The following is a 21,626-nucleotide window of genomic DNA, read 5'->3' on the forward strand; positions in this document are numbered from 1 at the left end:
ACGGGCGAGGATCCGTCCGTCGTGGAGCCCGGCAGCCCGGCTACGGACGAGGCCGCCGCCCGTCCGGTGAGTGCCGTTCCGGTCAGCGCCACGCCGATCAGCGGCGGTGCGGCGGGTGCGCCGGCCCGGGGCCGGGTCACCGTGGCCACCGCCGCGGCGCCGGTCGAGGGCGACGCCGTGCCGAGCGGGCGGGCGACCGCCACCACGTACCGGGCCGGCACGCCGGCAGCCGCGCCGTCCGGGGCGCCCCCGCTGGACCGGCGCCGACCCGGCGCCTCGGTGGCGACGGCCGGCAGCTGGTCCGCCTTCGAGAAGGCCGGGCCGCCCTCGTCAGCCCCGCCGGCGAGCAGCACGGGCCCCGGGCCCGCCAACGCCGCGCCCGCCACCCCGGCACCCGCGCCCGCGCCCCGGGCGGTCGCGCCGAGTCAGTCTGCCGCCGCACCCGAGTCGGGCATCGCACCCGAGGCGAGCGCCGCACTTGAGCCGCCCGCCGCATCCGTGGCGACCACCGCCCCGAAACCGAACGCAGCCACGACACCGGACACCACCTCGGAGCCGGACGCGGCCCCGAAACCGAACGCCGCCTCGGAACCGAATGCTGCCTCGGAACCGAATGCTGCCTCGGAACCGAATGCTGCCTCGGAACCGAATGCTGCCTCGGAACCGAATGCTGCCTCGGAACCGAATGCTGCCTCGAAACCGAACCCGGTCTTGGAACCGAAGGCCGCCGCGCAACCGGACGCCCTGCCGGGATCGACCGCCGCTTCGGAGCCGGCCGCCGTATCGGAGCCGGCCGCCGCGCACCTGCCGGAGCAGCGGCGGCTCCCCGCCGCCGGTGGCGCGGCCCGGGCCACCGCCTCGGTTCCCGGCCTCAACCGGGTCGCCGCCACCGAGGCCGCGCCGGCCGCCGCGCACGGCGGCCAGGCCACCGTCTACCGGTCGGGCCCGGTGAACCCCGAACCGCCGGAGCCCGCCCAGCCGCCCGAGCCGGCCCAGCCGCCGACGCCGCCCACCCCGGAGCCGGAACCCGCGCCCAGCCCGGTGCCGGGGCCGGAACCAGCGCCCACGCCCGTGCCCGGGCCGGAACCCGCACCCACGCCCGCGCCGACGCCCGTGCCGCCTCCGGTGCCGGTTCCCGCCCCGCCCCGCCCTGGACCCACGCCGCCCGGTCCGATCCCCCCGGTGCCCGGCCCTCCGGTGCCGCCGCCGGGGCCGCCGATCCCCGGACCGCCGGGTCCGCCCGGGCCGATGCCGGCACCGCCGTTCCCGCCGCCGCCCGCGATGGCCGCACCCCGGGGTACCGCCTCCGTGCCGGCCCCACCCGCCGCCGCACGCCCGGCCCCGCCCGCCGTCGCACGCCCGGCTCCGCCGGCGGCACGGGCCGCCGCACGCCCGGCTCCGCCGGCGGCACGGGCCGCCGCACCACCAGCACCACCGGCCGTCGCACCCCCAGCGCCGTCGGCACCCCCAGCGCCGTCGGCACCCCCAGCGCCGGCCGCCCCGCCGGTGGTGCCGGCTCCGGCGCTGCCCGCCTGGCCGCCGCCGACCAAGCCGGCCGACCGCCGGGCGGAGCCGGCCAGCCGGTCCGACCGGCCGGCCGGACCCGCCGGGGCTGCCGGGGCTGCCGGCGGACCGGCGTGGTCCCCGGCCGCCGCCGCGCCCACCGGTCGGGCCTACCGCGGCGGTCCGGACCTGGCCACCACGGGGTACGGGGGCACCGAGGGGCCGGGATTCGCGACGGTCTCCTTCCCGGCCGGCAACCCGGTGGAGAACTCCGGGTCGCTGACCGGGCACATCCTGGCCCAGGGCTGGGCCGAGGAGCCGACGACCACCCGCTCCCGGACGGTACGGGTGGTCGTCGTGCTGGCCGCCGCGCTGGCCCTGCTGGTGGCGATCAGCGTGCTCGTGATCGTGCTCGCCAACGACGCGCTGGACGGGCTGTTCGGCAACCTGCTCTCCGGCTGACCCGTGCCTCGGGCCGGGTGAGCCGCGCCGCCAGCCGGGATGAGGAGCCGCGCCTCGGGCCGGGTGAGCCACGCCGCCAGCCGGGATGAGGAGCCGCGCCTCGGGCCGGGTGAGCCGCGCCGCCGGCCGGGTGAGCCGCGCCTCGGGCCGGGTGAGCCCGCCCACTACCGGCCACAGGCGTGGGCGGAGCGGCCCGATCGCCGTACACTTGTCGGGATCACTGACCTGGCGCGCGTTCTGCCGCGCCCATGGGCGATCTTGCGGGCGAATCAGCGGCGTTCAGCGCGGCGGGCCATCGCGAAGATGCGCCCCGCCCGCTCGAAAGGCTTTTGTTGACCACCTTCGCTGACCCCGGCACGTTCCCGTCCGCCCTCGACACCTCCACCGAGCCCGCCGGCACCCCGGACTTCGCCGCTCTCGGCCTGCCCGACCAGCTGGTCCGCGCGCTCGCCCGGCAGGGCATCACCACGCCGTTCGAGATCCAGCGGGCCACCCTGCCGGACGCGCTCGCCGGCCGGGACGTCCTCGGCCGGGGCCAGACCGGCTCCGGCAAGACCCTGGCCTTCGGGCTGCCGATCATCGCCCGGCTGGCCGACCGCAACCGGGCCCGGCCGCTGCACCCGCGCGCCCTGGTGCTGGTGCCCACCCGTGAGCTGGCCATGCAGGTCAACGACGCGCTGCTGCCGCTGGGCAAGGCCGTGGGCATCTTCCTCAAGACCGCCGTCGGTGGGGTGCCGTACGACCGGCAGATCGACGCGCTGCGGCGCGGGGTCGAGATCGTGGTCGCCACCCCGGGCCGGCTCGGCGACCTGATCGCCCGTGGCGTGTGCCGCCTGGACGACGTCGAGGTGACCGTGCTCGACGAGGCCGACCAGATGGCCGACATGGGCTTCCTGCCCGAGGTCACCGAGCTGCTGGCGAAGACGCCGGCGGACAGCCAGCGGCTGCTCTTCTCGGCCACCCTCGACGGGGACGTGGACGCGTTGGTCCGGCGGTTCATGACCGACCCGGTCACCCACTCCACCGCCCCCTCCACCGCGTCGGTGTCCACCATGGACCACCACGTGCTGCTGATCCCGCCGCATGACAAGTTCTCCGTCGTCGCCTCGATCGCCGCGCGGGACGGCCGGACGATGGTCTTCGCCCGTACCCAGTTGGGGGTGGACCGGCTGGTCGACCAGCTCGCGGCGGTCGGCGTCCGGGCCGGCGGGTTGCACGGCGGCAAGACCCAGCGGATGCGCACCCGCACCCTGGCCGAGTTCCGCGAGGGCCGGACGAGCGTGCTGGTCGCCACGGACGTCGCGGCCCGCGGCATCCACGTCGACGGGGTTTCCCTGGTGCTGCACGTGGACCCGCCGAAGGACCCGAAGGACTACCTGCACCGGGCGGGGCGTACCGCCCGGGCCGGCGAGTCCGGCGCGGTGGCCACGCTGGTGCTGCCGAAGCAGCGCCGCACCACGCTGGCCATGCTGGAGCGGGCGGGCGTCGAGCCGGCCGAGCTCCGGGTCCGGGCCGGCGACGCGGCGCTGGCCGAGCTGACCGGCGCGCGCGAGCCGAGCGGGGTGCCGGTACGGGACGAGCCGGAGCCGCGCCGCGGCGGCCCGCGCGGTTCCGCCGACCGGGACGGACGCGGTGACCGCCGCTTCGGCGGTCGGGCCGGCGGCGAGCGCCGCTTCGGCGGCGACCGGCACGTCGACCGGGGCGAGCGCCGCGACGACCGCCGCTTCGGCGACCAGCACGGCCGCGACGACCGCCGGTTCGGTGAGCGGCCGGCCCGCGACGACCGGCGCTACGGCGACCAGCACGGCCGCGACGACCGGCGCTTCGGCGGCCAGCCGGCCCGCGACGACCGGCGCTTCGGTGAGCGGCGGCACGACGACCGGCCCGACGCCGGACGGGGCTTCGGCGACCGCCGCCGCGAGGACCGCCCGCCGGCCGAGCGGCGCTACGGCGACCAGGGCGGCCACGGCGAGCGGCGCTACGGCGACCAGGGTGACTTCCGGTCGGCCGAGCGCCGGGGCGGGTTCCGGCCCGAGGGGCGGGGCCGCGACGACCGGCCGCGGGACGACCGGCGCGGCTTCGGTGGCCGCCCGCCAGCCCGCACCCACTGACGACCCGGCCCCCGAGGGGCACACCGCGAACGCCGCCGTCGAGCACCCGCTCGGCGGCGGCGTTCGCGCATCCGCTGCCGGTGTCGGTTCCGTCGCGTAACGTGCCGAGCATGCCGAAGTCGCTCTTCTGGTCCCGGACCGACACCGCCGGCTCGGAGCACGTCGTGTTCGACGACGGCCCGGGGCTGACCGCCCAGGGCACGGCGCTGGCCGTGGACCCGATCCCGTACACCTGCCGTTACCGGCTGACCGTCGCGCCGGACTGGTCGACCAGCCGGCTGGAGGTCGACGCGGAGGGCGCCGGCTGGGCGCGGAGCGTACGCCTGGAGCGGGCCGGGGACGGGTGGCGGGTGCGGACCGGTGAGGAGGGCGACCTGGACGCGGCGCTGCGGGCGGCCGGGCATCCGCCGGCCGGCCTGCCCGGCACGGACGACCCGGACCGGCTGGCCGAGGCGCTCGACGTCGACCTGGGTGGCTCCCCGCTTACCAACACGCTGCCGATCCGCCGGCTCGGGCTGAGCCGCCTCCCCGCCGACCAGGCACACCCGATCACGGCCGCCTGGGTGCTGCTGCCTGGCCTGGCGGTGATTCCCGCCGAGCAGGTCTACACCTCGCTCGGCCCGGGTCGGGTGCGCTACGCCAGCGACTCCTTCACCGCCGACCTGGAGGTCGACCCGGACGGTTTCGTGGTGCGGTACCCGGGGCTGGCGGAGCGGGTCGACCCGCGCTGACCCCGCGCCAGGACAGGGTCTAGGCGGGCCAGGCGCCGGTGGTCAGGAACCGGTCGATGGTGGCGAGGTGCGGGGCGAGGTCCAGCCCCTTCCCGGCCACCCACTCGTCGGAATAGTAGGTGTCGCCGTAGCGCTCCCCGGCGTCGCAGATCAGCGTCACCACCGAACCGGTCCGGCCGGCGGTCAGCAGCTCCGCGATCAGCCCGAACGCGCCCCAGAGGTTGGTGCCGGTGGAGCCGCCGACCCGGCGGCCGAGGATCCGGGACCCGGCCCGCATCGCGGCCAGCGACGCCGCGTCGGGCACCTGCACCATCCGGTCCACCACCGAGGGCAGGAAGGACGCCTCGACGGTCGGCCGGCCGATGCCCTCGATCCGCGAGCCCCGGCCGGTCCGGACCGACCAGTCGGCGGCCTGCCAGGCCGGATAGAACGCGGAGTGCTCCGGGTCGACCACGCACAGCTTGGTGGCCAGCCGCCGGTAGCGGGCGTACCGGCCGATGGTGGCGCTGGTGCCGCCGGTGCCCGCGCCCACCACCACCCAGGCCGGCACGGGATGCCGTTCCAGGGCGAGCTGGGCATAGATCGACTCGGCGATGTTGTTGTTGCCCCGCCAGTCGGTGGCCCGCTCGGCGTAGGTGAACTGGTCCATGAAGTGCCCGCCGGTGTCCTCGGCCAGCCAGCGGGCCTCGATGACCACCCGGGCCGGGTCGTCGACCAGGTGGCAGCGGCCGCCGTGGAACTCGATCTGGGTGATCTTCTCGGGCGAGGTGGACGCGGGCATCACCGCGATGAACGGCAGCCCGAGCATCCGGGCGAAGTACGCCTCGGAGACCGCGGTGGAGCCGGAGGACGCCTCGACGATTGTCGTCTCCGGGCCGATCCAGCCGTTGCAGAGCCCGTAGAGGAAGAGCGAGCGGGCCAGCCGGTGCTTCAGCGAGCCGGTGGGGTGCACCGACTCGTCCTTGAGATAGAGGTCGATCCCCCAGGCCCGGGGCAGCGGGAAGGGCAGCAGATGGGTGTCGGCGGACCGGTTGGCGTCGGCCTCGACCGTGGCGATCGCCTCGGTCACCCACGTCCGGCTGGCCTCGTCGCACCGGTCCAGATGTGTCACGCCGGCAACGTTACAAGTGAGCTCAGCTCGGCTCCGGCCCGACCCGGCGGCGCTGCCGCCGCTGGCCGGCCAGCCCGGCCGCCCGGACCACCGGCAGCAGGCCCAGCGCGGCCCGGGGGAAGGCGTCGAGAAGGCGTACCTGCACGCCCCGCCACCGGGGCAGGGTGACCACCGGGCGGGGGCGCCGGGCCAGCCGGGCGGCCCGCGCGGCCACCCGCTCGGGGCTGAGCATCGCGCCGGTGAACGAGGCCACCGCCCCGGGGTCGTCCAGCCGGTCGTGCAGCATCGGCGTCCAGATCCCGTCCGGGCACAGGCACGACACGTGTACGTCCCGCAGGCCGGCCAGCCGCAGGTCGGCGAGGGTGCCGACGCTGAAGGCCAGCAGCGCGTGCTTGCTGGCGGCGTAGACCGTCTCGCCGGGGGCGGCGACCAGCCCGGCCAGCGACACCACGTTGAGCACGTGCCCGCGACCGCGCGGGCGCAGCACGTCCAGCGCGGCCATGGTGCCGTTCATCGCGCCGAGCGCGTTCACCTCGACCACCCGCCGCCGGGTCGCCGCGTCGTGCGTCCAGGAGGCCCCGGTGACCAGGATGCCGGCGTTGTTCACCCACAGCCCGAGCCCGCCCGGGGTGTCGGCCGCCGTCGCGGCCACCTCGGCGCAGGCCGCCTCGTCCCGCACGTCGAGCGCCCGGGACCAGCCGCCCAGCGGTGCGGCGGCGGCGCGGGCCGCGTCGGGGTCCAGGTCGGTCAGGAGTACGCGCCACCCGTCCGCGTGCAGCGCGGCGGCGATGGCCCGGCCGAGCCCACCGGCCGCCCCGGTCACCACGGCCACCTCCCGCGCTGCTCCCCGTGCCGGCCACGTCATCGGCGCACGATATCGCCGCGACCTCGGCCACGCCAGAGCCCACCCCTCCCCGCCCGGACACCCCAACACGCTGCAAGCCGGCCCCTTCCCGGCCGAGGACACCGCGACACGTCGCAGCCGGCACCTCCCCGCCCCCGGACACCGCGACATGCCGCAAGCCGGCCCCTCTACAGCCGCCGACACCCCGACAACGACCCGGACGCGGGCGGCGACCGGACGCCCGACACGTCGCGCCCCGCGAGGCCGCAGGCGACCGGACGCATCGACACGCCGACACCACACCCCGCATGGGTGCGTTCCACGCCCTACCAACTTGATGCCGTAGACGAATCATTCGGTGGCTCCGTAGCGCCGACCTGCGGCAAAGAGCGGGGTCGTTGATTCGTTTGTGAGGTCAAGTTGGTAGGGCGTGGATGAGGTACCTGCCGGCCTCGTGCCCGCAGGCCGGGTGGCCCCGGGCCAGCCCGCCCGAAACAGCCCCCTCGGCGGGTCGCCGAGCACGGTGATGCCGCGAGCCGACCATCCGCGACCGCGGGGTCCATCGGCGACCGCGGCCACGTGGGCCCCGGCCGGGGCGGTCAGGGGACGGTCAGGGGGTGGGGGGTGCGAGGGGTTGGGGGCGGTTCTCCCACTTCGTCGACAGCGCGATCCCGGTCCGGGTGGAGGCCACCCCGGCCGTCCGGTTCAACCGCACGATCAGCTGTTCGAGCTCGGCGATCGTGCCGACCCGCGCCTTCAGCAGGAACGACTCCACGCCGGCCATGAAATAGCAGGACTCGATCTCCGGCATCTGCCGGAACGCCTCCAGCACGTCGTCGGTGTCGGCGGTGGAGTCCTCGACGATGCCGATCAGCGCGGTGACCCCGAGCCCGATCGCCTCCGGCTCGACCTCGGCCCGGTACGCCCGGATCACGCCGCTGGACTCCAGCTTGCCGACCCGCTCGTGCACGGCCGGAGCGGAGAGCCCGACCTGCCGGGCCAGCTCGGCGTACGACAGACGGGCGTTGCCGCGGAGCAGCTCCACGAGGCTCAGGTCGATGGCGTCCACGGACGGTGACCCTATCTGCCCCGGCGTAACGCCCGGCGCTCGGCGTCCGTTGGACATGACAGCAGGTAACAGTTCGCAGACTCGCAGTCAGGGGACCCCGCCGCCGGTACCATTTACTAACTTCCCACTCAGTGCTTTTTTCGCGTTTGGCGGACAGGCCAGGTCGCTGGTGCTGTAATTGCCATACGTCCCTCATGACGGCTCTGGGCTCGCACCGGCCGGGGGCAGTGTGTTCAGCCGGGGGCTTCGTCGACGCGAGGAGGGGGCTGTGGACACTGGAGATCGCCTGCTGACACCGGGTGAGGTCGCTGCGCTGTTTCGGGTGGACCCGAAAACTGTGACGAGATGGGCGGCGGCCGGCCGGATAGGCAGCATCCGGACTCCAGGCGGGCATCGCCGGTTTCGGGAATCCGAGGTGCGGGCCCTGCTTGAGGGGGAGGGCATGCTGGACGAGGCGGAGGAGATGGGCAAGCCGCGAAATGCGGGCCCGACCGCCTCGACCGGCCCTGGCCCGGCCAACGCCGGCATGTACTGAGTGGTGCCGAGGGTACGCGGACCGGGCTCAGGACCGGTCCGCTCCCAGCTGTCCTGACCACCGGCGGAACAGGGTGTGCGGCACGCCGAGGGCGTCGAGCACCTTGCCGGCCACGAAGTCGACAAGTTGCGGGGCCGAGGCGGCGGCGCCGGCGCCGTAGAAGCCGGGGCTGGCCGGCAGCACCACCGCGCCGGCGTCGTGCAACGCGATCAGGTGCTCCAGGTGGCTGCGGGTCACCGGGGTCTCCCGGGGCACCACCACCACCGGCCGGCGTTCCTTGAGGTTGACCTCCGCCGACCGTTGCAGCAGATCCTTGGAGAGCCCGATGGCGATCCCGGCGCAGGCCGCGGTGCTCGCCGGGACCACCGCCATCCCGCGTACCCGGTAGGAGCCGCTGCTCGGGCCGGCCGCGAGGTCCCCGGCGGGCCAGTGCCGCAGGTCCGCGTCGGCCAGGTCCCGGCCGAGCCAGCCGGCAAGGTCCTCGGCCCAGTGCCCGTCGCGGAACGGCCGCCCGGTCTCGTCCAGGATCGTCAGCCGCGCCGCCCGGGACACGATCAGGTCGACGGGCTGCCCGGCGTCGAGCAGCCCGCGGAGGACCGCTGCGGCGTACGGCGTCCCGGACGCCCCGGACACTCCCACCACCCATGGTTCGCGCACCGGCTCACGCTCGCAGACCGAGGCGGAGCACCAGGTCGAGCAGGGCGAAGACGAACAGCGCGATGCCGACGAAGCCGTTGGCGGTGAAGAAGGCCCGGTTGACCTTGCTCAGGTCGGTCGGGCTGACCACCAGGTGCTGGTAGCCGAAGGCCACGGCGGTGAGCGCCAGCCCGATCCACCACAGCCAGCCGAAGCCGACCAGCGCGCCGAACCAGATGAACAGCGCGAACGTCACCACGTGCGCGAACGTCGAGGCGTGCAGCGCGAAGCGCCGGCCGTAGCGGGCCGGGACGCTGTGCACCCCGATCTCCCGGTCGATCTCCGAGTCCTGGCAGGCGTAGATCAGGTCGAAGCCGCCGATCCACAGGCCGACGGCCGCGCCGAGCAGCCAGGCCGGCCAGGAGCCGTGGAGGGTGCCGGTGACCGCCAGCCAGGCGCCGACCGGGCCGACCGCCTGGGCGATCGCCAGGATGGCGTGCGGCCAGTTGGTGAACCGCTTGCCGTACGGGTAGACCACCAGCGGGATCACCGCGAGCGGCGCCAGCGCCAGGCAGAGCGGGTTGAGCAGCGCGGCGGCGGCGAGGAAGACCACAAGCGCGACGGCCGCGCCGGTCCACGCCGTCCGGACGCTCACCGCCCCGGTGACCAGCTCCCGGTTCGCCGTACGCGGGTTCCGGGCGTCGATCCGCCGGTCGAGGATCCGGTTGGCGGCCATCGCGAACGTCCGCGCGCCGACCATCGCCACGGTGATCAGCAGCAGGTCGAGCCAGCGCACCCGCCCGCCGTTGACCTGCATCGCGGTCAGCGCCGACAGGTACGCGAACGGCAACGCGAAGACCGAGTGCTCGATCGCGACGAGCTTGAGGAAGGACGTGACGCGTCCGGGTCGCTCCTCGACGGCGGTCGCCATCAGATCCCGTACTCCTTCCAGCGCTTGTCGACAAGCGAGACCACCTCGGGCGACATGGTCATCTCCTCCGGCCAGCCCCGGGTGTAGCCCTCCTCGGGCAGCTTGCGGGTCGCGTCGACACCCGCCTTGCCACCCCAGAACTGCTGGTACGAGGCGTGGTCGAGGTGGTCCACCGGGCCCTCGGTGAGGAGCAGGTCCCGGGCGTAGTCGACGTTGCCGAAGGCCCGGAACGCTACCTCGTTGTAGTCGTGCACGTCGCAGTCCTCGTCGACGATCACGATGAGCTTGGTCAGCGACATCATGTGCGCGCCCCAGATCGCGTTCATCACCTTCTGCGCGTGCTTCGGGTAGCGCTTGCGGATCGACACGATCGCGCAGTTGTGGAAGACGCCGGCGGCGGGCAGGTCGTAGTCGACGATGTCCGGGATCAGGAAGCGCAGCAGCGGCGCGAAGATCCGCTCGGTGGCCTTGCCGAGGCCGTGGTCCTCCTGCGGCGGCTGGGAGGTGACGATCGAGTGGTAGACCGGGTCGCGCTGGGTGGTCATGGCCTCGATGTGCAGCACCGGGAACGGCTCGACCGGCGTGTAGAAGCCGGTGTGGTCGCCGAACGGCCCCTCCGGCAGCCGCTCACCCGGCTCCAGGTAGCCCTCCAGCACGACCTGCGCGTGCGCCGGCACCTGCAACGGAACGGTCAGGCAGTCGACCATCTCCACCCGCTCGCCGCGCAGGAAGCCGGCGAACAGGTATTCGTCGATGTCGGCGGGGAGCGGCGCGCTGGCGGCGTAGGCGACCGCCGGGTCGGCGCCGATCGCCACCGCCACCGGCAGCCGCTGGCCGAGCCGCTCGGCGACCGCGTGGTGCGCGGTGGAATTCTTGTGGATCTGCCAGTGCATGCCGAGCGTGTTCCGGCCGTGCTGCTGGAGCCGGTAGAGACCGAGGTTGCGCTTGCCGGTCTCCGGGTGCTTGGTGTGGGTCAGCCCGAAGTTGTGGAAGATCCCGCCGTCGCCCGGCCAGACCTGCAACCCCGGCAGCCGGTCCAGGTCGACGTCGTCGCCCCGGTAGACCACCTGCTGGCAGGGGGCGGTCCGGACCTTCTTCGGCGGCATGGACTTGAGCTGCATGACCTTGCCGAGCCCGCCCATCATGCCGGCGAAGCCCTGCGGCAGCTCCGGCTTGAGCATCTCACCGATCCGCGCGCCGATCTCGTCAAGCGACTCGACGCCGAGCGCCATCGCCATCCGCTTCTCGGTGCCGAACAGGTTGATCGCCACCGGCATCTCGCCCCGGGTGGGCCGCTCAAAGAGCAGCGCCGGCCCGTCGGCGCGGACGGTCCGGGTGACGATCTCGCTGATCTCCAGCGTGGGGTCGACCGGGGCGCTCACCCGCCGCAGCTCACCGGCACCCTCCAGGGCCGCGAGGAAGTCCTTGAGATCGGTGTACGGAAACCCACGAGCCATGCAACCATCCTCCCCCACCGCACTGAGGTGCAAGGAAGGGGCCCTTGTTAACGCATTCGGTAGAGGCGGGGCCCCCTGTTAACACCCCAGCGGCATGGACGGAGGCCAGCCGGGTAGTCGAGCGCCCCAGCGTGGGAAAGGGGATGGCGTGGGCGACGAACGGGTGCCGGCGGGATTCACCGAGCAGCGGGCCCAGGTCGGTGACGTGGCGATCAACTACGTCCGGGGCGGCCAGGGACCGACCGTGGTGCTGCTGCACGGCTACCCGCAGTGCTGGCGGATGTGGCGGCACCTGCTGCCCGAGCTGGCCCGGTCGCACCAGGTGGTCGCCCCCGACCTGCGCGGCTTCGGCGACAGCGACGCCCCGGCCGGCGGGTACGACAAGAAGACCGTCGCCGCCGACCTGCACGGCCTGCTGGCCGGCCTCGGCCTGACCGGCGACATCCGGCTGGTCGGTCACGACGTGGGAACCATGGTCGCGTACGCCTACGCGGCCGCCCACCCCGACGAGGTCGCGCGGCTGGTGCTGACCGAGGCGCCGATTCCGGACGAGAGCGTCTACACGTTTCCCGCGTTGACCGCCGCCGGGCCGGCGGTGTGGAACTTCGGCTTCTTCAACCTCGCCAACGGCCTGCCCGAGGAGCTGGTCACCGGCCGGGAGTCACTCTGGGTGGACCGCTTCACCGACTCGATCATGGTCAACAAGGGCAGCATCGGCGCGGACGACATCGAGGAGTACGCCCGGCACCTGCGCGACCCAGCTCACCTGCGGGCCAGCTTCGGCTACTTCCGGGCCTTCGCCCAGGACATCACGGACAACGCGACGTACCGGACGAAGCCGCTGCCGATGCCGGTGCTCGCCGTCGGCGCCGGGGCCAGCCTCGGCGGGCAGGTGGCCGACCAGGTACGCCGGTACGCCGACACGGTCGACGGCCGGGTGGTCGAGGACAGCGGTCACTGGCTCTTCGAGGAGCGCCCGGCGGAGCTGACCCGCCTGCTGCTGCCCTTCCTGCGCGACTGACGCCACCCCTCGCCCACACCGCCGGCAGCGCGCGGGCGTCACGCCGCCACAGGCCACGCGGGCAGCACGCCGCCGCAGCAGGCCACCGGCACCCCACGCGGGCGTCACGCCGCCGGCAGCACGCTGCCGGCGGCGCCCGGCGTCCAGGCGTACGGGATCAGGGGCTCGTCGAGGGGGGCGTCGGTGAGCCGGTTGGCGAAGGTCGAGATGGTGTAGGTACCGACGCCGAGCACCACGTCCAGCGCGTGCCGGGGCCGCCAACCGGCGGCGAGGAAGGCGTCCAGCTCGGCGTCGGGGACCGCGCCCCGGTGGTCGAGCACGGCGACGGTGAACCGGCGCAGCGCCGCCAGCCGGGGCTCCGGCAGCGGCTCGCCGGCCCGCAGGGCGCGGATCAGCTCGGGCGCGGCGCCGTGCCGGGTGAGCGTGGCGGTGTGCATGGCGACGCAGAGGTGGCAGCAGTTGCGGGTGGCGACGGTGAGCACGACCACCTCCCGCTCGACCGGGTCGAGGGCGGTGGCTTCGAAGAGCGCGTTGGCGGCGAGGAAGCCCTTGAGCAGCTCGGGTGACTCGGCCATCAGGCCCACGGCGGCGGGCAGGTGGCCGAGGTGGCGCGCGACGCCGGCGATGACCGGCCGGGCGGCGGCCGGCGCGGTGTCGGGGGTGTGTGCGGTGAACGCCGGTCGGGACATGCCGACCCCTCTCGGATACGATAGTCAATGTGGTTGACCAAACCGTAAACCAGGTTGTCGAACATGGCAACACCTGACCGCCCCGGCTTCGCGCTGCCGCTGCTGCTGCTGGCCGGCTTCCGTACCCTGATCGACGACCTGCACGCGGAGCTGGCCCGGCAGGGGCACCCGGAGCTGCGTCCGCTGCACGGCTTCGTCCTCCAGGCCGTCGGCACCGCCGGCACCACCGCCTCCGACCTGGGCCACCGCCTCGGCGTCTCCAAGCAGGCGGCGGGCAAGACGGTGGACCGACTGGTCGCCCTCGGCTACCTGGAACGCACCGACGACCCCCGCGACGCCCGCCGCAAGCTGGTCCGTACGACCCCGCGCGGCCTCGACGGGCTGCGCCGATCGGCGGTGATCTTCGACGACCTGCGCGACAGGTGGTGCGCCACCCTGGGCGCGGACCGGGTCGCCGCGCTGGAGGACGACCTGCGCCGGGTCACCGCCGCCGACGTCTTCCGCCTCGACGTGCCCGGCTGGTTCGGCACCTGACACATTTCGTAGAACCACAGTTTCAAGAGGTGTAGTTCTACATCCTGCGCGGGGCGGGATGACACGCGCGCGGTCGAGGCGAACGATTGGCGGCATGAGTGACGCGTACGTGTCCGGCGATCCGGACGGCCTCTCGCCCCTGCTCCAGCAGATCCGCGACGCGGTGGCCCGCGAGCTGCACGCCCAGCTGGCTCTGCGCGCCGACCGGGTCGACCTGGCCGACATCCCGGAGATCGCCTACCAGGTCACGCTCCAGGTCGACGGGGTGCTCACCGGCCGGGCTGCGACCCACCGCGCGCGGGCGAGCTGACCGTCGCTCCCGCGCCGGTGGCACCGGGACGCCCGCCGACCGCTGGCGTCACGGCGGGTCGCACGGCGATCACACTCCGGTGACGGCGCGCTGCGTTCACTGGGTGCCCACCACGAGCGTCCCGCCGTGCCCAGCAAGCGGCACAGGTGAGTCGCCGGAACGGAGATCCCATGAACCGACGCGCTTCCCAGGGCGTGTTGACCGCCCTCGTCCTCGCGGTCGGTCTGCTCGGTGGCGCACCGCCGGCGGCGGCGGCGACCACCACCCGGACCTTCCTCCCCAGCCAGGACACGTTTGTCAGCTCGTCGAGCCCGGGCACGAACTTCAACAGCGCCAACTCTCTGGTGGTCGGTGCCGCCCCGACCCGGATCTCGTACCTGCAGTTCGCGGTCACCCAACTGACCGAGCCGGTCACCAGCGTCCGGCTCCGGCTGCACGTCCAGACCACCGCCAACGCGCCCAGCCCGGCCGGCGGCACCGTCCAGCAGGTCGGCACCGGCTGGTCGGAGAACACGCTCACCTACGCCAGCCGGCCGGCGTCGATCGGCGCTCCGCTCGGCTCGATCGGCAAGGTACACAGCAACACCTGGTACGAGCTCACCATCACCGGTGCCGTCACCGGCAACGGCGTCGTCGCCTTCTCCCTCTCGTCCAGCAACCCGGACGGCGCCTTCTACGACAGCCGAGAGTCCGGTCCCCTCGCCCCGCAGCTGATCGTCGGGACCGGTTCCCCGAACACGGGCGACAACGTGCTGCTCAACGCCGGAGACATCTCCGCCTGCTCCACCACCGGCGCGGAGCAGACCGCGCAGATCATCGCCCGCGAGCCCGGCACCGTGATGGCCGGCGGCGACCTCACCGACAGCGGAACGGCGGCGCAGCTTGCCAACTGCTACGGCCCGACCTGGGGCCGGTTCAAGGACCGCACGAAGCCCATCCTCGGTAACCACGACTACATCACCGCCGGAGCCACCCCCACCTTCAACTACTTCGGGTCGGTCCTGCCGCCCGGCAAGGGCTACTACTCCTTCGACAAGGCCGGCTGGCACATCATCGTGCTGAACTCCAACTGCTCGCAGGTGGGCGGCTGCCAGGCTGGCTCACCCCAGGAGCGCTGGCTGCGCGCGGACCTGGCCACGCACCCGGCCCGCTGCACGCTGGCGCAGTACCATCACCCGCTGTTCAGCTCCGCCGGCCGGACGTCGTCCAACGTCCGGCCGCTCTTCCAGGCGCTCTACGACGCCGGTGCCGAGATCGTCATCAACGGCCACAACCACCAGTACGAACGGTTCGCCCCGCAGAACCCGGCCGGGGTCGCCGACCCGACCCGGGGCATCCGGGAATGGGTGGTGGGCACCGGAGGCCGACCGTTGCGCAGCACGTTCCCCTCGCCCGCCGCGAACAGTCAGGTCAAGAACGGGAACACCTTCGGGGTGCTCCGGCTGACCCTCTCCCCGAGCAGCTACACCTGGCAGTTCCTGCCGGTGGCCGGTGGGACCTTCACCGACTCCGGCACCGGCAGCTGCCACTGACCGGTACGGGTCCGGCCGGTGGGGTCAGTCAACCCACCGGCCGGGGTCAGATCCCCGCGTACGAGTGCAGGCCGGTGAAGAAGAAGTTCACCCCGAACAGGTTCATCAGCACGGTGAGGAAGCCGAGCACGGCGATCCAGGTGGCCACGTTGCGCCGCACGCTCGGGGTGGCCCGGGCGTGCAGGTAGCCCGCGTACACCACCCAGGAGATGAACGCCCAGGTCTCCTTCGGGTCCCAGCCCCAGGCCCGACCCCAGGCCGCCTCCGCCCAGATCGCCCCGGCGATCACCGCGAAGGTGAAGATCGGGAAGGAGAAGGCGTGCAGGCCGAAGGTCAACCGCTCCAGCGCGGCCGCCGCCGGCAGCCGCTTGGCCAGGGTGTACGGGAAGCTCCGCCGGCCCTGCTCGTACCCGTTGCGCATCAGGAAGGCGACCGCCGGCACCACGCCCAGCAGGAAGATGCCGGAGGAGAAGACGATCGTCGACACGTGGATGATGAACCAGTACGAGTTCAGCGCCGGCACCAGCGGCACCACCTCGGTGTAGAGCTTCAGCTCCGCGAAGGCCAGCAGCAGCACCTGCACCAGGGTCAGGAACAGCCCGAGCTGCCGCAGCCCGGGGCGCTTGACCAGCACCGCCAGCCAGGCCGCGACGCCGATCCAGGTCACCGTGAGCACGAACTCGTACATGTTGCCCCACGGCATCCGGTCGGCCGCGACCCCGCGGGTGACCAGCGCGCCCAGGTGCAGCGCGGCGGCCAGCGCGGTGACCGCCACGGCGATCCGGCCGGCCAACCGGCCGCGCTCGGCCACCCGGTCCCGCACCGGCGGCGCGTCGTCCGCGGCCGGCGGCTCGACCTCGCCGGTGGCCCCCACCCCGGCGCCGACCAGCTCGCGGGCGGGCGCCGCGGCGGCCGTGCGGCGCCGGGCGTCGCCGAGGGCGTACTCGACGGCGTGGCTGATCATGGCCACCAGGTACGCCAGGATCGCGAACGTGACCAGCTGGTCGGAGAGTGCGGACATCACTCGGCCCCTTCTCGGCTCCCGGCCGGCTTCGCGTCCCCGCGTACCGCCGTCACGAGCTGCGTGAACTCGTCGGCGAACCCGGGATTGTCGGTACGCGGCAGTCCGCCGGCCTCCACCAAACTACTACCGCTCGTCGGAGATCCGTTGCCGGGGTCGCCACCGGCCGGGACCACCCGGAACCACACCCGACGCCGCCGGCCGAACAGCGAGCCCATCAGCCCGAGCAGCAGCGTCCCGCTGCTGACCAGCAGCAGCGTCGAGCCGGGGTCCTTCCGGACGGAGAGGGTGACGTACCGCTCGGTGCCCAGGAACTCGACGGTGGTGCCGTCGTCCAGCTTCCAGCTCTCCCCCCGCCGGAGCAGCTTGTCCCCGACCTGCTTGACCCGGCCCGCGTCGACCTGCCGCTGGTCCAGCTTGTAGACCGAGCCGGGGATGCCCGCGTCCAGGCCGAGGTTCCCCCGGTACGCGATCAGGTTGAGCGCCGGGTTCCGCTCGGTCGGATACTGCGAGCGGACGAACGGCGGGGAGTCCGGCGCGGTGGGCAGGTAGAGACCGGTGAACGCCATCTGGAGGTTCGGGTCCCGGCGACCGGTCTTCGGGTCGACGTTGGCGTCCGGGAACGCGGCCAGCCCCTCGCTGGTCAGCCCCATGTCGCCGGTGGTCAGGAACGGCACCGTGCTGGTCTGGCTGCGGCCGAACCGGTCGGTGTACCGGATCACCGGGGCGTACCCGTGGCCGAGCAGGTAGACGTTGGCGCCGTCGAGCCGCAGCGGCGAGTTCACCGAGAAGTCGGCGGCGCGGGCGGCCTTCCCCTGCTCCTCGACGGAGACGGTGGCGTTGAAGAACTCGGGCTGGCCGGACTCCAGGAACCGGGCCTCGAACCGCTCCAGCGTCAGGCAGAACGGCGGCAGGTCCGCGCTGTCCACCCGGGGGCCGAGCTTCGCCTCGGCGTACTGCTGGCGGGTGTTGCAGAAGGCGTTGTCCTCGCCGGCCACCAGCAGGCGGTTGCCGTGCCAGCCGTACCAGGAGTTGAGCGCCACCCCGAGCAGCACCGCGACCAGCGAGGTGTGGAAGAGCAGGTTGCCGGTCTCCTTGAGGTAGCCCTTCTCGGCGGAGACCTCGTTGCCGCGTACCTCGGTCCGCCAGCGGCGGCGGCGCAGCACCGCGGCGATCGCCGCCGGGTCGGCGGCGGCCGGCGCCGCCAGCACCGCGTGCTGCGGCAGCCGCTCCAGCCGCTTCGGCGCGGCCGGCGGGCGGGCCCGCAGCGCCCGCACGTGGTCGCGCATCCGGGGCGTGATGCAGCCGACCAGCGAGACGAAGAGCAGCAGGTAGATCGCGGAGAACCAGACCGAACCGAAGACCTCGAACGCGCCGATCCGGTCCAGCCGGGGGGCCCACTCCGGGTGGTCGACGAAGTACTGGTCGACCCGCTCCGGGTTGACCCCGCGCTGCGGCAGCACCGAGCCGGGGATGGCCGCGACGGCGAGCAGGAAGAGCAACATCAACGCCGTACGCATGCTGGTGAGCTGCCGCCAGGAGTTGCGCAGCAGGGCCAGCACCGGATTGACCCGCCGACGCGGCGCCGGAGCGGGCGGGGCCGCCGGTCGGTCGTCCACGGGCGTCATCAGATGCTCACCTCACCCGTACCCACGCTGGTCTGCAACCAGATCACGAAGTTCTGCCAGCCCCCGGTGACCAGCGCCAGGCCGATCAGGATCAGCAGGGCGCCGCCGATCCGGGTGACCCAGCGGCTGTTGCGCCGGACGGCGCGGAACACCCCGAGCAGGCGGTGGAAGCCCAGCCCGAAGACGACGAACGGTAGCCCCAGCCCGAGGCAGTACGCCACCGCCAGCACCACCGCCCGGTCGGTCTGCCCGCCGGCGGTGGCCATGCCGAGCACCGCGCCGAGGGTGGGGCCGGTGCAGGGCAGCCAGCTGAGCGCGAACACCGCGCCCAGCACCGGCGCGCCGAGCAGGCCGGCGGCGGGGAGCCGGTTGATCCGGAACTCCCGCTGCATGCCGGGGATCACCCCGAGGTAGCCGAGGCCGAGCAGGACGACGAGTGCGCCGATGACGATCTCCAGCGTCCGCTCGTGGTCGAAGAAGACCCGGCCGAAGCTGGCGAAGAGGATCGCGGTGGAGGTGAAGACGAAGGTGAAGCCGGCGATGAACAGCAGCGTGCCGGCGAGCACCCGGCCCTTCACCGCGACCACCCGCCGGGCGGCCGGCGGCGCGGCCACGGCCAGCCCGCCGCTCGCCCGGTCGGCAGAGGTGTTAACAGGGGGCCCCTGCTCTACCGGAGGCGTTAACAGGGGGCCCTTCCTTGCACTTTCAAGCTCGGCACCCGCCAGCCCGGTCACGTACGACAGGTAGCCGGGCATCAGCGGCAGCACGCACGGGGAGAGGAAGCTGACCAGCCCGGCGAGCGCCGCCGCGCCGACGGCCAGCAGCAGCGGGCCGGAGAGGGCGAGTTGGCGGAAGGTCTCACCCATCAGCGGGAACCGTCGGCGGGCGGCTGCTCGGCGGCGACCCTCTCCACCAGGGGCTGGAGGCCCTCCTGCCGCACCGCCGCCCGGATCACCGTGGCGACCCGGCCCTCCCGGTCGAGGATCACCGTCGCCGGGATGGTGTTCGGCGGGATGTTCAACGCCAGCGCCAACCGGCTGGCCGGGTCGAACAGGCTCGGGTAGGTGACCCGGCCCTCCTCGAAGGCGATCGCCTTGTCCCGGCTGTCCTGCACGTTGATGCCGAGGAAGGTCACCCCGGTCGCCTTCGTCGCCTGGTAGGTCCCCTCCAGGTCGTCGGCCTCCGCGCGGCAGGGCGGGCACCAGGAACCCCAGAAGTTGAGCACCACCACCTGGCCGCGGGCCTGGGACACGTCGTACCGGCCGGTGCCGTCGAGCAGGTCGCCGGCGATCTCCGGGGCCGCGGCGCGCTGGTCGGGGGCGCACTGCACGATGCCGTCGGAGTTCGCGCAGCGGCTCTCCTGGCTCCCGGAGCCGCAACCGGCCAGCGCCGCCGCCAGGGCGACGGCGGTGAGCAGGGCGGCGATCGGCCTCCGGGCGCGCATCAGGCCCCCTTGGCCGTCCGGGCGGTCGGCGAGATGGCGATCAGGTGGGCGGCCGGCTCGGAGTAGCCGATGCCGGCGATCTTGGCGCCGTCGAAGTGGAACGAGGTGAGGCTGGCCAGCCCGCACTGCCGACGGCGCGGGTCGTGCCAGAGCCGCTTGCGCTCGACGTAGCGGCGCAGGGTCCAGATCGGCAGCTGGTGCGAGACCAGCACCGCCTCCCGACCCTCGGCGGCCACCCGGGCGGCGTGCAGGGCGGCGAACATCCGCTCCGCGATGACCTGGTAGGCCTCGCCCCAGGACGGGGTGACCGGGTCGCGCAGCACCCACCAGTTGCGCGGGTCGCGGAACCCGCCGTCGCCCGGGGAGACCTTCTTGCCCTCGAACCAGTTGGCGCTCTCGATCAGCCGCTCGTCCACCCCGACCGAGAGCCCGAACTGGGCGGCGATCGGTTCGGCGGTCTGCTGGGCGCGCTCCAGCGGGCTGGCCACCACGTGCACCACGGTCTTGTCGGCGAGGGCCTGCGCCGCCGCCTTGGCCATCTGCACGCCGAGCTCGGAGAGGCGGAAACCGGGCAGCCGGCCGTAGAGGATGCCCTGCGGGTTGTAGACCTCGCCGTGCCGCAGCACGTGCACCACCGTCTCAGCCATGAGTTCCCCCCGCTGCTGCCGCCGCGCTCGCCGCTTCCGGCAGGGCCGCGGCGATCTGCTCCAGGGCGGCGTCGTCGATCGCCGCCGACACGAACCACGACTCGAACGCGCTCGGCGGCAGGTAGACGCCGGCGGCGAGCATGGCGTGGAAGAACGCCTTGAACGCGGGCACCTGCTGAGTGCGGGCGCTGTCGTAGTCGACCACGTCGGCGTCGGTGAAGAAGATCGAGAACATGTTGCCCGCGTACGACAGGCGGTGCGGGACCCCGGCGGCGGCCAGCGCGTCGCCGGCCAGCTTGCCCACCACGGCGGCCGTGTCGTCCAGCTTGCGGTAGAGCGCGTCGTCGGCCAGCCGCAGGGTGGCCAGGCCGGCCGCGCAGGCCAGCGGGTTACCGGAGAGCGTGCCGGCCTGGTAGACCGGACCGGCCGGGGCCAGCTTCGCCATGATCTCCGCGCGCCCGCCGAAGGCCGCGGCGGGCAGCCCGCCACCCATCACCTTCCCGTACGTCCACAGGTCGGCGTCGGCGGCGTCGAGGCCGTGCCACCCGGCGCGGGAGACCCGGAACCCGGTCATCACCTCGTCGACGATGAGCAGCGCGCCGTGTGCGTGGGCGATCGCCGCGAGCTGCTGGTTGAAGCCGGCGCGCGGGGCGACCACGCCCATGTTGCCGGCCGCCGCCTCGGTGATGATCGCGGCGATGTGCCGGCCCTCGGCGGCGAACACCTCCTCGACCGCGCGCAGGTCGTTGTAGGGCAGCACGATGGTGTCGCCGGCCGCCGCGCCGGTGACGCCGGGCGAGTCGGGCAGGCCGAGGGTGGCCACCCCGGAGCCGGCGGCGGCGAGCAGCGCGTCCGAGTGCCCGTGGTAGCAGCCGGCGAACTTGACGATCTTGGCGCGGCCGGTGAAGCCGCGGGCCAGCCGGATCGCCGACATGGTCGCCTCGGTGCCCGAGTTGACCAGCCGCACCTGCTCGACCGGGGTACGCGCGACGATCTCGGCGGCCAGCTCCACCTCGCCCGGGGTGGGGGTGCCGAAGCTGGTGCCGAGCCCGGCGGCCTCGCGCAGCGCCTCGACCACCTGCGGGTGGGCGTGGCCGAGGATCAGCGGGCCCCAGGAGCAGACCAGGTCGACGTAGCGGCGACCGTCGGCGTCGTACAGCCAGGGACCCTCCCCCCGGACCATGAAGCGCGGGGTGCCGCCGACGGCACGGAAGGCGCGCACGGGGGAGTTCACCCCGCCCGGCACGATGGCCTTGGCGCGGTCGAACAGGGCCTCGGAGGCCGGCGCGTCGGCCGGGTAGCGGCCGGATCCGGCGGAAAAGGTGTCGGTCACGATGCCGCCATTGTGTCAGCGCCGGACGGCGAATCGGCAGGCACCCCGGCAGCGGGGTTACCCGGCTCACGCAGGCC

At 73.9% G+C, this 21,626-nt stretch carries 22 protein-coding genes; 8 read left to right on the forward strand and 14 right to left on the reverse strand.

Features of this window, described 5'->3' with window-relative positions:
- Positions 1-425: 425 nt before the first annotated feature.
- The gene (locus K7640_RS08850; protein WP_222954210.1) at positions 426-929 is read right to left on the reverse strand and encodes a hypothetical protein; all 504 of its coding nucleotides are present in this window, start codon (positions 927-929) and stop codon (positions 426-428) included.
- A 577-nt stretch (positions 930-1,506) separates the two neighbouring features.
- On the opposite strand from K7640_RS08850, the gene K7640_RS30075 reads away from it, so the two are divergent.
- The 3 genes from K7640_RS30075 (at position 1,507) to K7640_RS08865 (ending at position 4,807) form a co-directional block, all read left to right on the forward strand.
- Positions 1,507-1,965 carry a hypothetical protein gene (locus tag K7640_RS30075; protein ID WP_308042489.1) on the forward strand — a complete coding sequence of 153 codons (459 nt, stop codon included), beginning with the start codon at positions 1,507-1,509 and terminating at the stop codon, positions 1,963-1,965.
- Positions 1,966-2,297: 332 nt separating this feature from the next.
- Positions 2,298-4,076: a DEAD/DEAH box helicase gene (locus K7640_RS08860; RefSeq protein ID WP_374198067.1), complete on the forward strand. Its 1,779-nt coding sequence runs from the start codon at positions 2,298-2,300 to the stop codon at positions 4,074-4,076.
- A gap of 110 nt (positions 4,077-4,186) precedes the next feature.
- Positions 4,187-4,807 carry a putative glycolipid-binding domain-containing protein gene (locus tag K7640_RS08865; RefSeq protein ID WP_222954212.1) on the forward strand — a complete coding sequence of 207 codons (621 nt, stop codon included), beginning with the start codon at positions 4,187-4,189 and terminating at the stop codon, positions 4,805-4,807.
- A gap of 19 nt (positions 4,808-4,826) precedes the next feature.
- On the opposite strand, the gene K7640_RS08870 is transcribed toward K7640_RS08865, so the two are convergent.
- The 3 genes from K7640_RS08870 to K7640_RS08880 all read right to left on the reverse strand — a co-directional run bounded on the left by K7640_RS08870 (position 4,827) and on the right by K7640_RS08880 (position 7,831).
- Complete coding sequence (locus tag K7640_RS08870; RefSeq protein WP_222954213.1) at positions 4,827-5,918, reverse strand: PLP-dependent cysteine synthase family protein; 1,092 nt, start codon at positions 5,916-5,918, stop codon at positions 4,827-4,829.
- Between the two features lie 22 nt (positions 5,919-5,940).
- Entirely contained in the window at positions 5,941-6,783 is an 843-nt protein-coding gene (locus K7640_RS08875) for an SDR family oxidoreductase (protein WP_222954214.1), read from the reverse strand.
- A 589-nt stretch (positions 6,784-7,372) separates the two neighbouring features.
- A complete protein-coding gene (locus tag K7640_RS08880; RefSeq protein WP_222954215.1) occupies positions 7,373-7,831 on the reverse strand; it encodes an Lrp/AsnC family transcriptional regulator in 459 nt (152 codons plus the stop codon).
- A 268-nt stretch (positions 7,832-8,099) separates the two neighbouring features.
- Between K7640_RS08880 and K7640_RS08885 the strand changes: the two genes are divergently transcribed.
- Positions 8,100-8,366: a BldC family transcriptional regulator gene (locus K7640_RS08885; protein WP_222954216.1), complete on the forward strand. Its 267-nt coding sequence runs from the start codon at positions 8,100-8,102 to the stop codon at positions 8,364-8,366.
- Positions 8,367-8,393: 27 nt separating this feature from the next.
- Here the strand turns inward: K7640_RS08885 and K7640_RS08890 are convergent, their stop codons facing one another.
- From K7640_RS08890 to K7640_RS08900, 3 genes are read right to left on the reverse strand one after another with little or no spacing between them, the layout of a single operon-like run.
- Positions 8,394-9,023: a UbiX family flavin prenyltransferase gene (locus K7640_RS08890; RefSeq protein WP_222954217.1), complete on the reverse strand. Its 630-nt coding sequence runs from the start codon at positions 9,021-9,023 to the stop codon at positions 8,394-8,396.
- 4 nt (positions 9,024-9,027) lie between these two features.
- Positions 9,028-9,933 carry a menaquinone biosynthesis prenyltransferase MqnP gene (gene mqnP / locus K7640_RS08895; RefSeq protein WP_222954218.1) on the reverse strand — a complete coding sequence of 302 codons (906 nt, stop codon included), beginning with the start codon at positions 9,931-9,933 and terminating at the stop codon, positions 9,028-9,030.
- Positions 9,933-11,390 carry a menaquinone biosynthesis decarboxylase gene (locus tag K7640_RS08900; RefSeq protein ID WP_222954219.1) on the reverse strand — a complete coding sequence of 486 codons (1,458 nt, stop codon included), beginning with the start codon at positions 11,388-11,390 and terminating at the stop codon, positions 9,933-9,935. Before K7640_RS08900 ends, mqnP begins: the two co-directional genes overlap by 1 nt.
- A gap of 148 nt (positions 11,391-11,538) precedes the next feature.
- Here K7640_RS08900 and K7640_RS08905 point away from each other — a divergent pair, with 148 nt between their 5' ends.
- Entirely contained in the window at positions 11,539-12,411 is an 873-nt protein-coding gene (locus tag K7640_RS08905) for an alpha/beta fold hydrolase (RefSeq protein WP_222954220.1), read from the forward strand.
- Between the two features lie 104 nt (positions 12,412-12,515).
- On the opposite strand, the gene K7640_RS08910 is transcribed toward K7640_RS08905, so the two are convergent.
- Positions 12,516-13,100 (reverse strand): carboxymuconolactone decarboxylase family protein, encoded by a 585-nt coding sequence (locus tag K7640_RS08910; RefSeq protein WP_222954221.1) that lies wholly within the window; start codon positions 13,098-13,100, stop codon positions 12,516-12,518.
- 63 nt (positions 13,101-13,163) lie between these two features.
- On the opposite strand from K7640_RS08910, the gene K7640_RS08915 reads away from it, so the two are divergent.
- The 3 genes from K7640_RS08915 to K7640_RS08925 all read left to right on the forward strand — a co-directional run bounded on the left by K7640_RS08915 (position 13,164) and on the right by K7640_RS08925 (position 15,476).
- Positions 13,164-13,634 (forward strand): MarR family winged helix-turn-helix transcriptional regulator, encoded by a 471-nt coding sequence (locus K7640_RS08915; RefSeq protein ID WP_222954222.1) that lies wholly within the window; start codon positions 13,164-13,166, stop codon positions 13,632-13,634.
- A 94-nt stretch (positions 13,635-13,728) separates the two neighbouring features.
- Positions 13,729-13,944: a hypothetical protein gene (locus K7640_RS08920; RefSeq protein WP_222954223.1), complete on the forward strand. Its 216-nt coding sequence runs from the start codon at positions 13,729-13,731 to the stop codon at positions 13,942-13,944.
- 170 nt (positions 13,945-14,114) lie between these two features.
- Positions 14,115-15,476, forward strand: coding sequence for a DNRLRE domain-containing protein (locus K7640_RS08925; protein WP_222954224.1), 1,362 nt, complete (start codon positions 14,115-14,117; stop codon positions 15,474-15,476).
- Positions 15,477-15,522: 46 nt separating this feature from the next.
- On the opposite strand, the gene ccsB is transcribed toward K7640_RS08925, so the two are convergent.
- From ccsB to hemL, 6 genes are read right to left on the reverse strand one after another with little or no spacing between them, the layout of a single operon-like run.
- Positions 15,523-16,497, reverse strand: a complete 975-nt coding sequence (ccsB, locus tag K7640_RS08930; protein ID WP_222954225.1) for a c-type cytochrome biogenesis protein CcsB — start codon at positions 16,495-16,497, stop codon at positions 15,523-15,525.
- The gene (locus tag K7640_RS08935; RefSeq protein WP_222954226.1) at positions 16,497-18,125 is read right to left on the reverse strand and encodes a cytochrome c biogenesis protein ResB; all 1,629 of its coding nucleotides are present in this window, start codon (positions 18,123-18,125) and stop codon (positions 16,497-16,499) included. The genes ccsB and K7640_RS08935 overlap by 1 nt, the downstream gene beginning before the upstream one ends.
- Positions 18,125-18,991, reverse strand: a complete 867-nt coding sequence (locus K7640_RS08940; RefSeq protein WP_222954227.1) for a cytochrome c biogenesis CcdA family protein — start codon at positions 18,989-18,991, stop codon at positions 18,125-18,127. Before K7640_RS08940 ends, K7640_RS08935 begins: the two co-directional genes overlap by 1 nt.
- On the reverse strand, positions 18,991-19,569 hold the full coding sequence (locus K7640_RS08945) for a TlpA disulfide reductase family protein (RefSeq protein ID WP_222954228.1): 579 nt from the start codon (positions 19,567-19,569) through the stop codon (positions 18,991-18,993). The genes K7640_RS08940 and K7640_RS08945 overlap by 1 nt, the downstream gene beginning before the upstream one ends.
- Complete coding sequence (locus K7640_RS08950) at positions 19,569-20,216, reverse strand: histidine phosphatase family protein (RefSeq protein WP_222954229.1); 648 nt, start codon at positions 20,214-20,216, stop codon at positions 19,569-19,571. Before K7640_RS08950 ends, K7640_RS08945 begins: the two co-directional genes overlap by 1 nt.
- A complete protein-coding gene (gene hemL, locus K7640_RS08955) occupies positions 20,209-21,549 on the reverse strand; it encodes a glutamate-1-semialdehyde 2,1-aminomutase (RefSeq protein ID WP_222954230.1) in 1,341 nt (446 codons plus the stop codon). The genes K7640_RS08950 and hemL overlap by 8 nt, the downstream gene beginning before the upstream one ends.
- Positions 21,550-21,626 lie beyond the last annotated feature (77 nt).

Origin of the sequence: Micromonospora sp. PLK6-60 (assembly GCF_019890675.1) — a bacterium.
Lineage (GTDB): Bacteria > Actinomycetota > Actinomycetes > Mycobacteriales > Micromonosporaceae > Micromonospora.

Excerpts from the sequence above, each read along its gene's own strand:
- K7640_RS08950 (WP_222954229.1), bottom strand. The coding sequence starts at position 20,216 with ATGGCTGAGACGGTGGTGCACGTGCTGCGGCACGGCGAGGTCTACAAC.
- K7640_RS08875 (WP_222954214.1), bottom strand. The coding sequence starts at position 6,783 with ATGACGTGGCCGGCACGGGGAGCAGCGCGGGAGGTGGCCGTGGTGACC.
- K7640_RS08935 (WP_222954226.1), bottom strand. The coding sequence starts at position 18,125 with ATGACGCCCGTGGACGACCGACCGGCGGCCCCGCCCGCTCCGGCGCCG.
- K7640_RS08865 (WP_222954212.1), top strand. The coding sequence starts at position 4,187 with ATGCCGAAGTCGCTCTTCTGGTCCCGGACCGACACCGCCGGCTCGGAG.
- mqnP (WP_222954218.1), bottom strand. The coding sequence starts at position 9,933 with ATGGCGACCGCCGTCGAGGAGCGACCCGGACGCGTCACGTCCTTCCTC.
- K7640_RS08900 (WP_222954219.1), bottom strand. The coding sequence starts at position 11,390 with ATGGCTCGTGGGTTTCCGTACACCGATCTCAAGGACTTCCTCGCGGCC.
- K7640_RS08920 (WP_222954223.1), top strand. The coding sequence starts at position 13,729 with ATGAGTGACGCGTACGTGTCCGGCGATCCGGACGGCCTCTCGCCCCTG.
- K7640_RS08915 (WP_222954222.1), top strand. The coding sequence starts at position 13,164 with ATGGCAACACCTGACCGCCCCGGCTTCGCGCTGCCGCTGCTGCTGCTG.
- K7640_RS08910 (WP_222954221.1), bottom strand. The coding sequence starts at position 13,100 with ATGTCCCGACCGGCGTTCACCGCACACACCCCCGACACCGCGCCGGCC.
- K7640_RS08940 (WP_222954227.1), bottom strand. The coding sequence starts at position 18,991 with ATGGGTGAGACCTTCCGCCAACTCGCCCTCTCCGGCCCGCTGCTGCTG.
- ccsB (WP_222954225.1), bottom strand. The coding sequence starts at position 16,497 with ATGTCCGCACTCTCCGACCAGCTGGTCACGTTCGCGATCCTGGCGTAC.
- K7640_RS08925 (WP_222954224.1), top strand. The coding sequence starts at position 14,115 with ATGAACCGACGCGCTTCCCAGGGCGTGTTGACCGCCCTCGTCCTCGCG.
- K7640_RS08945 (WP_222954228.1), bottom strand. The coding sequence starts at position 19,569 with ATGCGCGCCCGGAGGCCGATCGCCGCCCTGCTCACCGCCGTCGCCCTG.